Origin of the sequence: Myxococcus sp. AM011 (assembly GCF_013372595.1) — a bacterium.
Lineage (GTDB): Bacteria > Myxococcota > Myxococcia > Myxococcales > Myxococcaceae > Myxococcus > Myxococcus eversor.
This window is the reverse complement of sequence record NZ_JABXEM010000098.1, coordinates 1-14,034: the sequence shown is the minus strand read 5'-3', so window position 1 is coordinate 14,034 and position 14,034 is coordinate 1. Positions and strand designations below refer to the sequence as shown.

Annotated in this window: 13 protein-coding genes; 3 read left to right on the top strand and 10 right to left on the bottom strand. The window is 69.6% G+C overall.

Annotated elements, in window-relative coordinates; genetic code table 11:
* Positions 1-13 precede the first annotated feature (13 nt).
* The 8 genes from tsaE to tilS all read right to left on the bottom strand — a co-directional run bounded on the left by tsaE (position 14) and on the right by tilS (position 9,672).
* Positions 14-493, bottom strand: a complete 480-nt coding sequence (tsaE, locus tag HUW62_RS21270; RefSeq protein WP_163864436.1) for a tRNA (adenosine(37)-N6)-threonylcarbamoyltransferase complex ATPase subunit type 1 TsaE — start codon at positions 491-493, stop codon at positions 14-16.
* Complete coding sequence (locus HUW62_RS21265) at positions 490-2,025, bottom strand: NAD(P)H-hydrate dehydratase (protein WP_176435453.1); 1,536 nt, start codon at positions 2,023-2,025, stop codon at positions 490-492. The genes tsaE and HUW62_RS21265 overlap by 4 nt, the downstream gene beginning before the upstream one ends.
* Before the next feature lie 4 nt (positions 2,026-2,029).
* The gene (acpS, locus tag HUW62_RS21260) at positions 2,030-2,410 is read right to left on the bottom strand and encodes a holo-ACP synthase (protein ID WP_163864434.1); all 381 of its coding nucleotides are present in this window, start codon (positions 2,408-2,410) and stop codon (positions 2,030-2,032) included.
* Positions 2,411-2,416: 6 nt separating this feature from the next.
* Entirely contained in the window at positions 2,417-3,142 is a 726-nt protein-coding gene (locus HUW62_RS21255; RefSeq protein WP_163864433.1) for a pyridoxine 5'-phosphate synthase, read from the bottom strand.
* A 108-nt stretch (positions 3,143-3,250) separates the two neighbouring features.
* A complete protein-coding gene (gene glmM / locus HUW62_RS21250; protein ID WP_176435452.1) occupies positions 3,251-4,645 on the bottom strand; it encodes a phosphoglucosamine mutase in 1,395 nt (464 codons plus the stop codon).
* Positions 4,646-4,873: 228 nt separating this feature from the next.
* Positions 4,874-6,112: a dihydropteroate synthase gene (gene folP / locus HUW62_RS21245; RefSeq protein WP_176435451.1), complete on the bottom strand. Its 1,239-nt coding sequence runs from the start codon at positions 6,110-6,112 to the stop codon at positions 4,874-4,876.
* Positions 6,113-6,233: 121 nt separating this feature from the next.
* Positions 6,234-8,150: an ATP-dependent zinc metalloprotease FtsH gene (gene ftsH / locus HUW62_RS21240; protein ID WP_163864430.1), complete on the bottom strand. Its 1,917-nt coding sequence runs from the start codon at positions 8,148-8,150 to the stop codon at positions 6,234-6,236.
* A gap of 178 nt (positions 8,151-8,328) precedes the next feature.
* On the bottom strand, positions 8,329-9,672 hold the full coding sequence (gene tilS, locus HUW62_RS21235) for a tRNA lysidine(34) synthetase TilS (RefSeq protein WP_240356238.1): 1,344 nt from the start codon (positions 9,670-9,672) through the stop codon (positions 8,329-8,331).
* A 471-nt stretch (positions 9,673-10,143) separates the two neighbouring features.
* Between tilS and HUW62_RS21230 the strand changes: the two genes are divergently transcribed.
* Both HUW62_RS21230 and HUW62_RS21225 read left to right on the top strand, forming a co-directional pair.
* Entirely contained in the window at positions 10,144-10,347 is a 204-nt protein-coding gene (locus HUW62_RS21230) for a TIGR04563 family protein (protein ID WP_163864428.1), read from the top strand.
* 7 nt (positions 10,348-10,354) lie between these two features.
* Positions 10,355-10,645, top strand: coding sequence for a TIGR04563 family protein (locus tag HUW62_RS21225; protein ID WP_163864427.1), 291 nt, complete (start codon positions 10,355-10,357; stop codon positions 10,643-10,645).
* Positions 10,646-10,671: 26 nt separating this feature from the next.
* Here the strand turns inward: HUW62_RS21225 and HUW62_RS21220 are convergent, their stop codons facing one another.
* Together HUW62_RS21220 and HUW62_RS21215 are read right to left on the bottom strand one after the other, a co-directional pair.
* Positions 10,672-11,523 (bottom strand): 5'-nucleotidase C-terminal domain-containing protein, encoded by an 852-nt coding sequence (locus HUW62_RS21220; protein WP_163864426.1) that lies wholly within the window; start codon positions 11,521-11,523, stop codon positions 10,672-10,674.
* Positions 11,523-13,631, bottom strand: a complete 2,109-nt coding sequence (locus HUW62_RS21215) for a TonB-dependent siderophore receptor (RefSeq protein ID WP_255203552.1) — start codon at positions 13,629-13,631, stop codon at positions 11,523-11,525. The genes HUW62_RS21220 and HUW62_RS21215 overlap by 1 nt, the downstream gene beginning before the upstream one ends.
* On the opposite strand from HUW62_RS21215, the gene HUW62_RS21210 reads away from it, so the two are divergent.
* Positions 13,630-14,034 (top strand): hypothetical protein (locus HUW62_RS21210; protein ID WP_176435450.1); only part of this gene is annotated, 405 nt, incomplete at its 3' end. The genes HUW62_RS21215 and HUW62_RS21210 overlap by 2 nt on opposite strands.

Here is a 14,034-nt window from a genome sequence, read left to right as displayed (position 1 = left end):
CGGTGCGTGGGCATCAAGGCAGCCACGCCGTCAGCAGCGCCACCGAGCGGGCGCCGAAGGCCTCGGCCTTGAGCGAGCGCGCATCCCCACCGGCGTGGGCCAGGGTGACGCGCAGGTGCTCGGTGGGCGCGGCCTCGGGCACGCGGTCCAACCACTCCACCAGCACCGCGCCCTCTCCGCCCACCAGGTCCATGAACCCCGTGGCGTAGAGGTCATCGTAGCCCGTCAGGCGGTACAGGTCCGCGTGGTAGAGCGGAATCCTTCCCGAGTACGGGTACACAATCGCGAACGTGGGGCTGGCCACTTCGGAGCGAGGGACGTGCGCGCCCTCGGCGACTCCGCGCACCAGGTGCGTCTTGCCCGCGCCCAGGTCCCCAATCAGGCCCACGAAGTCGCCCGGCTCCAAGAGCCCGCCCAGCTTCACGCCGAGCCGATGCGTCTCCTCGGGTGAAGCCAGCGTCAACGTCCGCGTCACCAGCTCGCCGTCACTCATCGACCCCACCTCACCCACAGCTCGCAGAGCCCCTGTTCAATGAGGTCCCCCGCCACCAGGCCCAGTTGTCCACGCCTGGCCGCGGCCAGGTCGCCCGCGAAGCCATGGGCATATACCGCCGTCCAGATGGCATCCGGCACGGGGAGGGCCTGTGCCAGCAGGGCGCCGCACACCCCGGACAGCACGTCCCCGGAGCCTCCCGTGGCCATGCCCGGGTTGCCGGTGGTGTTGATGAAGACGCGTCCATCCGCGTGCGCCGTCAGCGTCCGGTCCCCCTTGAGCACCACCGTCACGCCCAATCCCGAAGCGAGTCGACTCACGACCTCCAGTCGCTTGGATTGGACCTCCCGGGTCGACTTGCCCGTCAGCCGCGCCATCTCGCCGGGGTGCGGGGTGAGGACCACCGGCCCCTTCGCGCGGCGCAGCACGGACAGGTCCTCGGCCACGGCGTTGAGCGCGTCCGCGTCCAGGACGACCGGAATCTCCAGGCGCGACACCAGCTCGCCGATGAGCGCGCCGGTACCCGGACCGCGAGGAATGCCCGGGCCCATCACCAGCGCGTCCTTGCCCTCGGCGGCGGCGAGCAGCGCGTCCAGGTCTCCCATTCCCAACGGCCCGGCGGCCTCCAAGGGGATGCCCATGATTTCAGCGGAGTGCGACTGCACGGACTCCAGCGCATCGCTCCGCGTGGCCACCGTGACGAGCCCCGCGCCGCTGCGCAGCGCCGCCTTCGACACCAGGGCCGCGGCGCCCGTCTTGCCCCGGCTGCCCGCGACGACGAGGACATGGCCGTACGTGCCCTTGTGCGTGTCCGCCTTGCGCACCGGCAGCGTGTCGCGCGCGTCCGACTCCTCCACCACGAAGAGCTCGGCGCCCGAGACTTCGCGAGACGACGCGCCGCCCATGCCGATGTCCACCCGCCGCACGCGTCCGCACAGCGTCGCGCCGGGCTCCAGCACCTGGCCCGGCTTGAGGAAGCCGAAGGCCACCGTGGCATCCGCCTCCACGCAGGACGAGAAGGGCTCGCCCGTGTCGCTCTGGAGGCCGGAGGGCACGTCCGCCGCGACGACCTTCGCACCCGCGCGCCGCCAGCGATGGATGGCGGAAATAGCCTCCGCGAAGGCCGCCGCCGGAGCCCGGCTCAGTCCGGTGCCGAACAGCGCGTCCACCACCACGTCACCGGAGCCGGGCTGCTCCAACGACTCCACGGCGCGCGCCACCCCACCAAAGCCCCGCAGGGCCTCCAGGTTGCGCTTCGCCTCGGGCGTCAGCTTCGCGGGGTCGCCCACCAGCGTCACCGACACCTTGGCGCCTCCCTCGAGGAGGAAGCGCGCCGCCACCAGGCCATCCCCACCGTTGTTGCCCGGCCCGCACACCACCACGAAACGTCCACCGGGCCCGGCCAGCTCGCGAGCCACCTCCGCGAGTCCCCTCCCCGCGTTCTCCATCAGCAGCGCGGAGGGCATGCCGTGGCGCTGCTCGGCGGCCTCTTCGGCCTGACGCATCTGGGCGGCGGTGAGGACGCGCAACATGGATTCACTCCCCTTTCGTCTGGAGGACCACCGTGGCGGCGGCCACGTCTGCATCGTGGGTGAGCGCGAGGAACGCCTCCAACCCTCGCGCCTCCATCACTTCGAGCGCCACGCCGGAGAGGGCGAAGTACGGCGCCCCCCCGTCCCGGCGCACTTCCATGTCCTTCCAGCGGATGCCCTTGGGCGCGCCCAGCGCCTTCACCAGTGCCTCCTTCGCCGCGAAGCGCGCGGCATAGGCGCTGGCGGCATCATGGCGCTGGCCACACAGGGCCCGCTCCGCCTCGGTGTAGACGCGGTTCAGGAACGGCTCCGCGCGAGGTCCATCCATGATGCGCTGGATGCGGGAGATGGAGCAGATGTCCAGGCCCAGGCCCCGGATTCCCATGGCGCGCTATCCCGGGTTGCGCATCAGGTCGAGCATCTCCCGCACCGCGCGGTCGAAGCCCACCAGCACCGCGCGCGCGACGATGGCGTGGCCGATGTTCAGCTCGTCGATTTCGGCGATGCGCGCGATGGGCTGCACGTTGTCGTAGTTGAGCCCGTGGCCCGCGGCCACGCCCAGCCCCAGCTTCGTGCCCGCCTTGGCCGCGTCGACGATGCGCGCCAGCTCCCGCGCGCGCTCCTTCTCGTTGCGCGCCTCGCAGTAGCGCCCCGTGTGCAGCTCGATGCGGTCCGCGTTCACCTTGTGCGACGCGCGCACCTGGTCCAGGTCCGGGTCGATGAACAGCGAGACGGTGATTTCGCCGTCCTTGAGGTTCTTGATGATCTTCGCGACGTGCTCGCGCTGGCCGGCGACCTCCAGGCCGCCCTCCGTCGTGAGCTCCTCGCGGCGCTCCGGCACCAACGTCACCACGTCCGGCTTGTGCTCGTAGGCGATCTTCACCATCTCCGTGGTGGCCGCCATCTCGAGGTTCAGCAACGTCTGCGTCGTCTCCCGCAGGATGCGCAAGTCGCGGTCCTGGATGTGGCGCCGGTCCTCACGCAGGTGGATGGTGATTTGCCGCGCGCCCGCCAGCTCCGCCATCGCCGCGGCCGTCACGGGGTCCGGATAGGTGGTGCGCCGCGCCTGCCGCAGCGTCGCCACATGGTCCACGTTGACACCCAGTCGCTGTCCCATCGACCGCACCTCGCTTGATGCGCGGTCCCGGGATTGTCGGGGGCCCCGGCACGCGCTGGCCCCTCTAATCGCGGCCAGCGTCCGGAAGTCAACCGCCGTGAACGACGACTAGCGATTGCACGCCTTGGCGAGGGCGTCGGCGATGTCCTTCGCGTAGGCCTCGTTGCGAGCGGCGTCCTCGCCCTCGATGAGGACGCGGGCCTTGGGCTCGGTGCCGGAGAAGCGCACCAGCACGCGGCCGGAGTTGCCGAGCTTCTGCTCCACGGACTTGATGACCTTCATCACGTCCGGCATCTCGCCCAGCTCCTTCTTCTGCTTCACCACCACATTAACCAGCGTCTGGGGCACCGGCTCGAAGATGGAGGACAGCTCGCTCAGGGGCTTGCCCGCGCGGCACATCACCGCGAGCAGTTGGAGCGCCGCCAGCGTGCCGTCACCCGTCGTGGTGTGGTCCAGGAAGATGAGGTGGCCGCTCTGCTCGCCGCCCAGGTTGTAGCCGTTGCGGCGCATCTCCTCGACGACGTAGCGGTCACCCACGCGCGTGCGAGCCACCTTCACGCCCCAGCGCGCCACCGCGCGCTCCAGGCCGATGTTGCTCATCACCGTGGAGACCAGGACCTTCTTCTTCAGCTGCTTGCGAGCCATCAGCTCGCCGGTGCAGATGGCCATGATGGCGTCGCCATCCACGACCTTGCCCTTCTCGTCCACGACGATGAGGCGGTCGGCGTCGCCGTCCAGGCCGATGCCCAGGTGGGCGCCGTGCTTGATGACGGTGCGCGCCAGGTTCTCCGGGAACAGCGCGCCACACTTGTGGTTGATGTTCTTGCCGTCCGGCGCCACGCCCAGGCTGATGACCTTGGCGCCCAGCTCCTCCAGCACCGCGGGCGCCGTCTTGTAGGCCGCGCCGTGGGCGCAGTCGACGACGATGGTCAGACCCTCCAGCGTCAGCTCGCGCGGGAAGGTCGCCTTGAGGAACACGATGTAGCGACCCCGGGCGTCCTCCATGCGGAACGCGCGGCCAATCTTCGTCGCGGTGGGGCGGATGGAGTCGATGGCACCCGTGGAGAGCAGCTCTTCAATCTTGCCCTCCGTCTCGTCCGGCAGCTTGAAGCCATCGCGCCAGAAGAACTTGATGCCGTTGTCCTCATACGGATTGTGGGACGCGGAGATGACGGCGCCGGCGTCGGCGCGCATCGACGTGGTGAGGTTGGAGATGCCCGGCGTCGGCAGCGGACCGACGAGCTCCACGTCGACCCCCATGGACGTGAGGCCCGCGGCGAGCGCCTGCTCCAGCATGTAGCCGGACAGTCGCGTGTCCTTGCCCACGATGACGCGGTGCCGGTGCGGCCCGTTGCGGATGAGGAACGCGAGTGCCCGCCCGAGCTGCATCGCCACTTCCGCTGTCATCGGGTAGACGTTCGCCTTGCCGCGAACACCGTCCGTGCCGAACAGCTTCTGTGTCGCGCGCTCCTCCTTCGGAGGCATGTTCATCCTGTAAGCCATGGTGCCGCTCCACCTTTCCCACGCCGGGCCTGTGCCGGTCTCTCGACGTCGGGGCTTATACCCCGCCCACCGCCGGGGCTCGAAGGTAGGGTCCCAACGCTCCCCTGGCAACGGCCCGGCCTTGCAGGCTCTATCACCCTTGAACAAGGGTGCGAAAACGATACCAAGCCCCGCCTGAACGGCCCACGCCACGAGGGCCCTTCCGCGTGGCCCGGCGTCCACGGACGCTCAGCGACCGAGCAGGATGCCCCCATCCCGAGCGGAGCGGATGGCATCGGCGACGGCGAGCGCATCGCGCGTCTCGGCCACATCGTGCACCCGGACGACGTCCGCCCCACCCAGCACGGCCATCGCCGCCACGGAGCCCAGCGTCGCCGCCAGTCGCTCGCCCGCCGGCTTCCCGCCCGTCAGGGCCCCCAGGAAGCCCTTGCGACTGGTGCCGACCAGCAGGGGCAGCCCCGACACGCGCAGCTCGCCCAGCCGCCGCAGCAGGTAGAGGTTGTGGTCGAACGTCTTGCCGAAGCCAATCCCCGGGTCCAGCAGGATGCGCTCGCGCGCGACGCCCGCCGAGGTCGCCAGCGTCACGGACGCGTCGAGGAAGTCGAGCACCTCATCCACCAGGTCCTCGTACCGAGGGGCCTGCTGCATGGTGTCCGGCGTCCCCCGGATGTGCATCAGACAACAGGCGGCGTTGGCCTCGGCCACCGCGCCGGCCAGCTCCGGGTCCGAGCGGAAGCCGGTGATGTCGTTGACCAGGTGGGCGCCCGCCTTCAACACCGCGCGCGCCACGGCCGCCTTCGTCGTGTCCACCGAGAGGGGCACGGAGGTGCGCGCGCGCAGGCCCTCGATGACGGGCAGCACGCGAGCCACCTCCTCTTCGGCGGTGACAGGCTGGGAGCCGGGGCGCGTGGACTCGCCGCCCACGTCCAGCAGGTCCGCGCCCGCGTCCGCCAGGGCGAGGCCGTGTGAGATGGCCGCCTCCGCGCTCAGGAAGCGCCCTCCGTCCGAGAAGCTGTCCGGCGTCACGTTGACCACGCCCATGACGTAGGTGCGCGAGCCCCACTCGAACGTCCGCTCGCCCAGCACCATCCTCCCAGGCGCCTTCCCCGCCTCCAGGGCCCGCTCCAGTGCGCCCGCCAGCTCCGTGAGCGCCCCGCCCTCCGCGCGCGCCAGGGCGACGAGCCGCTCGAATTGCTCGCGGCGACCCGACAGCAGCCCCGCCCCCGGCCTTGAGCGCGCGTCTCCGGAGACCCACGAGGGATGTTCCTCTCGGCCCGGCACGAGCGCCCGCTCGGGCAGCGCATGGAGGAAGGTGCCCACGTCCTTCGTCACGCCCGTGAGCAAAAGCTGCGCGTGCGGCAGCTTCTCCAGCAGGTACTCGCGCGCGGGCGTCGGCAGGCCCATGCGTCGGAAGGCCAACGTCAGGTCCTCGGGACGGTCGGCGCTGATGGGACGGGCACGAATCATGGGAAGTGACTCCAGGGCACCGCGCCACCCTACCCCGTGCGCCGAGCGCCCAGCCCCCGCAAAGCAGAAGGCCCTCCCCGACTTCGGGAAGGGCCTTCAGGACTTCAGGACAGCGGCGGGGCTACGCCTTGTTCGGCTCCATCTTCGGCAGCCCGTCGAGGGCGTCGAGGATCTTCCGCTTGTCCTTCTTCTCCGTCGCCTTCGGGGGCGCATTCACGCGCGGGGGCGGGCGCTCACGGGTGAGCTGTCCACCCTGCAGGAGGATGTTCACGTCCTCGGCGTCGAGCGTCTCGTACTCCACCAGGGCGTCGGAGACGCGGTGGAGCGCGTCCAGGTGCTCCGTCAGCGCCTGCTTGCCGCGCTCGTAGCAACCCACCACGATGCTGCGAACCTCGGAGTCGATCTGCCGCGCGGTGTCCTCGGAGTAGTCCTTGGACGAGTTGAAGTCGCGGCCCAGGAACACCTCGCCGTCGCTCTTGCCGAACGCCAGGGGCCCCAGCTTCTCGCTCATGCCCCAGCGGCACACCATGGCGCGCGCCGTCTCGGTTGCCCGCTCGATGTCGTTCGCCGCGCCGCTGCTCATCTCGTTGAAGAGCAGCTCCTCGGCGATGCGGCCACCCATGGCCATGGCGATCTGGTCCAGCATCTGCTTCTTGTACCCGTTGACCTTGTCCTCGGTGGGCAGGCTCCAGGTGACGCCGAGCGCCTGACCGCGCGGGATGATGGTGACCTTGTGGAGCGGGTCGCACCCTGGCAGCAGCTTGGCGAGCAGCGCGTGCCCCGCCTCGTGCACCGCGGTGTTCTTCTTCTCCTTCTCGGTCATGATCATCGACCGGCGCTCAGGACCCATGAAGACCTTGTCCTTGGCGGCCTCGAAGTCGCTCAGGTCCACGCGCTCCTTGTTCTGCCGCGCGGCCATCAGCGCCGACTCGTTCACCAGGTTCTCCAGGTCCGCGCCCGTCATGCCCGGCGTACCGCGAGCGATGACCTCCAGGTCCACTTCCGGCGCCAGCGGCACGCGGCGGGTGTGCACCTTCAGCACGCCCAGGCGGCCCTTCAGGTCGGGACGCGGCACCACGATGCGGCGGTCGAAGCGACCCGGACGCTGCAGCGCGGGGTCCAACACGTCCGGACGGTTCGTCGCGGCGATGAGGATGACGCCATCGTTGGACTCGAAGCCGTCCATCTCCACGAGGAGCTGGTTGAGCGTCTGCTCACGCTCGTCATGTCCACCGCCCAGACCGGCGCCACGGTGACGACCCACGGCATCGATTTCGTCGATGAAGATGATGCAGGGGGCGTTCTTCTTGCCCTGCTCGAAGAGGTCGCGCACGCGACTGGCGCCGACGCCCACGAACATCTCCACGAAGTCCGAGCCGGAGATGGAGAAGAACGGCACGCCCGCCTCGCCGGCCACGGCCCGCGCGAGCAGCGTCTTGCCTGTTCCCGGGGGGCCCATCATCAGCACGCCCTTCGGGATGCGACCGCCCAGCTTGGTGAACTTCTTGGGGTCCTTCAGGAAGGCGACGATCTCCTCCAGCTCTTCCTTGCACTCGTCCACACCGGCCACGTCAGCGAAGGTGACCTTGTTGTGGCTCTCGCTCAGGAGCTTGGCCTTCGACTTCCCGAAGGTCATCGCCTTGCCGCTGCCACCCTGGAGCTGGCGCATGAAGAAGATGAAGAAGAGGAACAGGAAGACGACCGGCATCCACTGACCGAGGATGGTCAGCCAGAGGCTGTTCTGCTCCTCCCGCTCGTACTTGACGTCCACTCCGTTGTTGCGGAGCTGGTTCAGCATGGCCGCGTCCGGCGCCGGTCCCGTCGTGCGGAACTTCTCGCTCGTGTCGACGAACTTGCCGGAGTAGGTGTTGCCCTTGACCGCCACTTCCTTGACCTTCTTCTCCTCTACCTTCGTCAGCAGTTGCGTGAACGAAGGCTCCTGGACCTGGTCGTTGCCCTGGGAGAAGAAGTTGTAGAAGGCGACGAAGAGGACGATCAGGATGACCCAGAGCCCGATGGTCTTGTAAGTCGAACGCACGTGTCAGCTGCCCTTTCGGTACTCGGCGGGATGAGGGCCGCGCCGGGAGAAACCCAGCCTTTTCAATCGTTTGCCCGACACCAGGCGAGCTCCCCTGTCGTCGGACCGTATCAGCAACAGCAAAAAGCCCTCAACTATTTAGGGGGCGCGGCCAACCCCCGACAACACTCATTCCACTCTATAACGAAGGGGTCCGCTGAATGCTCGGACCCACGGGTGTCGCCCACAGGTAGTGTCCGGAAACATCCGCCCTGGGGGGCGGCGCCCACAACCCTGGAAGCCACATCACGGTGCCCGAGGCGTCCAACACCACCGGCCGCGCATCTCTCGACTCCGCGGGCACTCGAAGATCCACCAACACATCCTGAAGCCGCCGTTGTCCCGCGCCCATCCGGACCTTGTCCCCGGGCTTGCGTGTCCGCACGGTGAGCGGCCAGTTCACGTCCTCCGCCAGCGACAGTCCATGGACCCCCTCGGGCGGCGCCTGTGTCTCCACGCGAAAGGACCACCCCGTGCCTTCCAACACGCCCGAGGCCCCCGCGCCTTCCAGGAACAGCGCTGAAACGGGCCGCGTCTCTTGAGTCAGCGGCACGCAGCGCACCCGCCCGCCCGTCGCGCGCAGTCGCAGTCCACGCCCCACCGTCGCGGAGCCGCCCTCCTCCACCGCGCCCAGCACGCGCTCCACCGTGGCCGCGTCCGTCACCACGTCATGCTCGGCCAGCAGCCGGGCGAGCACCCTGCGCCGCAGCGGCACCTCCAGCGCGCGCACCGCCACCGCGTCCAGGCCGCCGCCTTCCGGCAGCCACACGCGCCTCCAGGCCGCGTCCGCCAGCTCGCTCAGCAGCGCGTCGTCCTCCGCCGAAAGCCGCGCGAAGGACGCCAATCGCGCGTCCACGCGGAAGCCCGCGGCGCGGGACAGGGCCGGCAGGGCGTCCTTCCGGACCCGGACGCGGAAGAACGTCGGGTCGGCGTTCATCGCATCTGTCGAATATCCGACGCCCTGCTCCGCCAGGAAGTCCACCAGCTCCTCGCGGGTGCGCTCCAGCAGCGGCCGGACGAGCCCGGGACGCGCTTCGTGGATGCCCACCGCGCCTCGCGACGACGCGCCGCGGGCCAGGCGCATCAGCAGCGTCTCCGCCTGGTCGGTGGCCGAGTGGGCCGTCGCGACCGCCGACAAGCCGCGCTCCACGCGCACCGCCTCCAGCGCCGCGTAGCGCGCCTGTCTCGCCCGCGCCTCCACGCCCGCGCCGGACCGCAGCGACAGCTCGCGCACGTGACACGCGAAGCCCAGCCGCTCGGCGAGCGACACCACCAACTGCGTTTCCGCTCGAGATTCAGGCCGCAGGCCGTGGTCCACCGTGGCGACCTCCACGCGCAGCCCCAGGCGCTCTCGCACGCTCGCCGTGCCGACGAGCAGGGCCACCGAGTCCGCGCCTCCAGAGACGGCGCACAGCACGGAGCGGCCCTCCAGCCCCAGGCGCGTGTACGCGTCCAGCAGCGTCCTCGTCAGCAGCCGTGTCATGGGTCCAGTGCGTGACATCTGACAGGTGGAATGGAGTGTCGGGTAACAGGGTTACAGAGGCGCGTGCGGTTGAAGGCAGGGGGGCTGGTTCTTATGATCGTCACACCGGATGGGCGCCGACTCGGAAGAGGAAATATGCGCGGCCCCCGGGGTTGTTGAGGGGACGGTCGAATTTTCAAGGTGTTGGGCCTAGGGGTCCCCCCCCTCCCCCTCTGGGCCCACGGGTCCGCTGGGAGATCCACTCCCGGCGGTCCCTCTTTCCGAGACGCCCCGGTCCTCTTGTCTAGAGGGCCGGGGCGTTTCCTTTTTCGCGCACAGTTGGATACGTCAGGCTTGACTGAACGTGCCCGGGCGAGGACCCAGCGAGCGCGGAATGAGTCCTCCGAAACCGTTGACCCTCTTGGGCGTCTGTCGGATAACGGCCCCGGTGTGTTCAGGTCGTCACCTCGAATCCGCCCCGGAGACTCAAGTATGGCAGGCACCGACAAGCGCAAGCAGTCGCTGTACTTCCCCGAGGAGATGTTGAAGGAGATTCAGGAGGAAGCGACCCGACAGGACCGCTCCCTCTCCTGGGTCGTGCAGCAGGCGTGGAAGATCGCCCGCGAGCGCATCAAGGGGTTCCCCGCCGTTAACGACGTGACTGGCGACGAGCGCCAGGACCCGCGCGAGGAGTAGCGCAGGCATGGCCACCACCGACCACCGCAAACAAAGCCTCTACTTCCCCGAGGACATGCTGGAGGAGATCCAGCGCGAAGCGACGCGACAGGACCGCTCGCTCTCGTGGATTGTCCAGCAGGCGTGGAAGGTCGCGCGTGCGGAGATTCGGAAGATGCCGTCGGTCAACGACGTGCTCAATGCGCCTCCGCCTCCTCGGCCCGCCACCGTCACGGCGAGCCCTCCGGTGGCGGCGGCGCCAGCGACCCCACCGAGCATGGTGGCGGCCGCTCCGAACCCGGACGAGCCCAAGTCCTGAAGGGCCCCGCGAGCGGCCCCCGGCACTCACCTGCCGGCGGGCCTCGCGGGCAGTGCGCAGTTCTCGAAGATGACGCGCGGCTCCTCGGAGAGCGCCTGGACGGGCGTGGGGTACTTCTCCCGCATGTACGCCGAGGCGATGTTCGCGTCGGTGCCGCCCAGCTTTCGCGCCTGCACCGGGTTCCGGGCGGGGTCCTGACCGGCATTGCCGAACACCGTGTCGTAGCCGTCGCCGCCCTCGAGCAGGAAGCTGGGCATGGCCACGCGGTAGCGGATGGTCGTGTCCTCGCGCGCCGGCAGCGGGATGGCCTGCCCCCCCACCGTCAGCGCCCGAACGCGCTCGCCCCTGGGGCGCGAGCAGTCCACGCGCACCGACGTCCCCGCTGACACGTGGAGGAACGCGCCGGAGGGCGAGGCGATGGACTGCCCCTCCAGGTACAGCGCGCCCACGCTGTTCTCCATCATCTCCACCACCTCGCGCTCGGTGAGGTCCACGGTGACGATGAGGTTCTCGAAGAGGATGACCTCGTGGAGCACGCCGTCGGTGAGCGGCCCCTTGCGCAGCGACATGCGCGTGTAGCAGAGGCCCTCCGTGCGCAGGGAGCCGCCGTTGACGACGCCCAGCACGGCGGGCCGCGCGGAGCCGTCCTCGGCATGGAGGAACGCGTCGGCGACCACCTGGGCCAGCGCGTTGTTGTCATGCCGGGTGAACGGCTTGTCCAACTGGACGTCCGCTGCCAGGTAGCCGACGACGGCATCCGGGTCCGAGACGAGCGGCTGGCACGAGTCGTTGTAGGAGATGCACCCGGAGAGCGGCGACGCCAGGGCGCACGCGAGGGCGGCAAGTACGGACTTGGACTTGGACTTGGGGAGCGGCATCAGAAGTGGGCCCTCACGGTGAGGTAGCCGGACATGCCTTCGCGCGGGAGGCTGTTGGTGACGCGGTCCGGACGGGGCACGTCGTCGCGAAGGTCGTGGTCGAAGACGTTGTGCGCCACCAGCGACACCTCCCAGATGTCGGCGATGGGCTCGCTGCGAATCTGCGCGGTGATGAGGCTGTAGGCGGGAATCTTGTAGCGGCGGACCAGCTCCAGCACGGAGCGGCTGTTGTTGCGTCGCTCCGCGCCCGTGCGCACCACCACGTCGAAGTTCACCCACGCGCCAATGGGCATGGACACGCCCGCGTTGAAGCGGGCCTGCGGCGTGTCGGTGAGCAGGCGGGACTGCGACGGCAGCTCCATGTCCTGCGCGCGGGAGATGCTCGCGTTGATCCAGGCGTTGGCGCGCTTGGAGGCCTCCAGGCGGGCCTCGCCCTCGATGCCGTACACGCGCACGCCCAGCTCGCGGTTGCGCAGCGGGACGATGTTGCCGGACGTGTCCACCGGGACGATGGGCGAGTCGAACAGCTCCAGGTACGCGTTGGCGCGCAGCCGCACGCGGGCCTCGCCGGCGGACTGGATGAGGTCGGCGCCCAGTTCGAAGGTGTCCACCGTGGAGGGCTGCAGGCGCGGGTTTCCCTCGAAGCGGCCCTGGTTGTAGTCCGTGTCGGGGATGCGCTCGACCAGCTCCTGGAGCGTGGGGGCGCGGAAGGCGCGGCCATACAGGGCCTTGAGCACCAGCGCGTCCGTGGCGGAGAACACCAGGCCCACGCGGGGATTGATGCTGGGCACGAAGCTGGTGCCGGTGATGGTGCCCGAGCCGTCCACGGTGGGAAGCTGCGTGGCGTCCACGCGCACACCGAACGTGAGCGTCAGCGGGTTGACGACGGTCCACTGGTCCTGCGCGAAGAAGCCCACGATGAGCCGTTTGGACACGGCGCCGTCGGCGAGTCCCAAGAGGTCCGTGAGGCCCTCGGGCGCGGTGAAGCCTTCTGGACGCACGCGCGCGTCCAGCGTGTAGTTGGTCTCGTAGTTGTAGTCGCCCAGCGACTGCTGCTCCACCAGCGCGCCCAGCGACAGGCGGTTGTTGGCCGACAGCGCGATGTCCGCGTCCACGCCGCCGGTGAGCGAGCGCACGGAGATGCTCGTCCGCTCCCGCAGGCCCTCGGCGAAGAGCTGGTTGGCCTCGGTCCCCGTCCGGAAGTTCTTGGGGGTGATTTGAAAGAGGCGGTCGGTGGACTGTTGATCGAACCCGGCGCGCGCGCGCAGCAGCACCGAGGTGCCGATGGAGCGCTCCCAATGGACGTCCGCCATGAGGACGTTCCACTTCAACTCGGAGTCCTCGGCCACGGTGTCGAAGAGGCCCATCAGCGCGGTGCGGTTCTCGGTGAGGAAGCGCACCGAGGCGCCCAGCCGGCCCGCGTCGCCCATCGCATACGTCGCGCCGCCGCCCAGGTTGAGCAGGAAGCGGTCATCGCGCGTCTTGCCGGCCGGGTCCTCCACGGCGCGGAGCCCCTGGGAGATGGCCTCGTCATCCAGGCCATCGTTGTCGATGACGTTCGAGTCGCCTGACTGGCTCCACACATCCGCGTCGGCGAAGAGGCGCAGGTCACCGAAGGTCTCTCCGGCCGATGCGTGCCCGTTGACGGTGATGGCCAGACGGTCGTCCTTCTCCGGGAAGCCTCCGGCGGAGACGGCCGTGCGCACGCCATCCGAGGTGTCGGTGACGATGTTGACCACGCCCAGGAACGCTCCCGCGCCGTAGAGCGCGGAGCCCGGGCCACGGATGACTTCGATGCGCTCCAGGTTCTCCACCGGCAGGTTCATCAGCGCCTTGCCGTCGAAGAAGTTGTTGAGGCGGTGGCCGTTGAGGAGGAACAGCACTTCGGCGTCGTTGCGGATGCCGCGCACCGCCGTGCGGTGGAAGCCCTGCACGTCGCGGCTGACGGTGAGGCCGGGCACCACGTCCAGCACGTCGGCGACGGTGCGGGCACCCAGCGCGCTGATCTGCTCGCGGCCGAACGAGGCGGCGATGGCGGGCACCTTCCGGACCTTCTCCTCGTGACGCGTGGCCAGCGCCAGGGTGTCCTCGGCGCTGTAGAGGGCCATGTCCTCCTCCAGCTCCGAGCGCATCACCGCGGAGGCCGCGCTCTCGCGCGTCGCGGACGACTCCCGCGAGGAAGCCGAATCGCGCGTCGAGGTCTCCCGGGACGACTCGCGGGAAGCGACGGGCTCGCGAACGGGTGCATCCCGCGTCGTCACCGCATCTCGCGGAGGTGGCTCTCGCGTCGCCCGTGGGCTCTCGCGCGTCGTGGGCTCTCGCGTGGGAGTCGCCGTCTCGCGTGAGGTCGTCGTGGTGCCTCGCGTCGGGGGCGGAGGCTCGCGCGACGGCGGCGGGGTGCGGGTGTCTCGCGTCGCGGTCCTGGGCGGAGGAACGTCCGAGGGCAGATCCGCGGTCAGGGCCGCCATCGAGTCATCGGAGGCGCTGTTCGTGGGCGGCGGCGCCTTGGTG

What these genes read in the sequence shown, in the direction of transcription:
- HUW62_RS21215 (WP_255203552.1), bottom strand. Translation starts at nt 13,631, where the DNA reads ATGGCCCTCTACAGCGCCGAGGACACCCTGGCGCTGGCCACGCGTCAC.
- HUW62_RS21225 (WP_163864427.1), top strand. Translation starts at nt 10,355, where the DNA reads ATGGCCACCACCGACCACCGCAAACAAAGCCTCTACTTCCCCGAGGAC.
- acpS (WP_163864434.1), bottom strand. Translation starts at nt 2,410, where the DNA reads ATGGGAATCCGGGGCCTGGGCCTGGACATCTGCTCCATCTCCCGCATC.
- tilS (WP_240356238.1), bottom strand. Translation starts at nt 9,672, where the DNA reads ATGACACGGCTGCTGACGAGGACGCTGCTGGACGCGTACACGCGCCTG.
- folP (WP_176435451.1), bottom strand. Translation starts at nt 6,112, where the DNA reads ATGATTCGTGCCCGTCCCATCAGCGCCGACCGTCCCGAGGACCTGACG.
- HUW62_RS21265 (WP_176435453.1), bottom strand. Translation starts at nt 2,025, where the DNA reads ATGTTGCGCGTCCTCACCGCCGCCCAGATGCGTCAGGCCGAAGAGGCC.
- HUW62_RS21230 (WP_163864428.1), top strand. Translation starts at nt 10,144, where the DNA reads ATGGCAGGCACCGACAAGCGCAAGCAGTCGCTGTACTTCCCCGAGGAG.
- glmM (WP_176435452.1), bottom strand. Translation starts at nt 4,645, where the DNA reads ATGGCTTACAGGATGAACATGCCTCCGAAGGAGGAGCGCGCGACACAG.
- HUW62_RS21220 (WP_163864426.1), bottom strand. Translation starts at nt 11,523, where the DNA reads ATGCCGCTCCCCAAGTCCAAGTCCAAGTCCGTACTTGCCGCCCTCGCG.
- HUW62_RS21255 (WP_163864433.1), bottom strand. Translation starts at nt 3,142, where the DNA reads ATGGGACAGCGACTGGGTGTCAACGTGGACCATGTGGCGACGCTGCGG.
- tsaE (WP_163864436.1), bottom strand. Translation starts at nt 493, where the DNA reads ATGAGTGACGGCGAGCTGGTGACGCGGACGTTGACGCTGGCTTCACCC.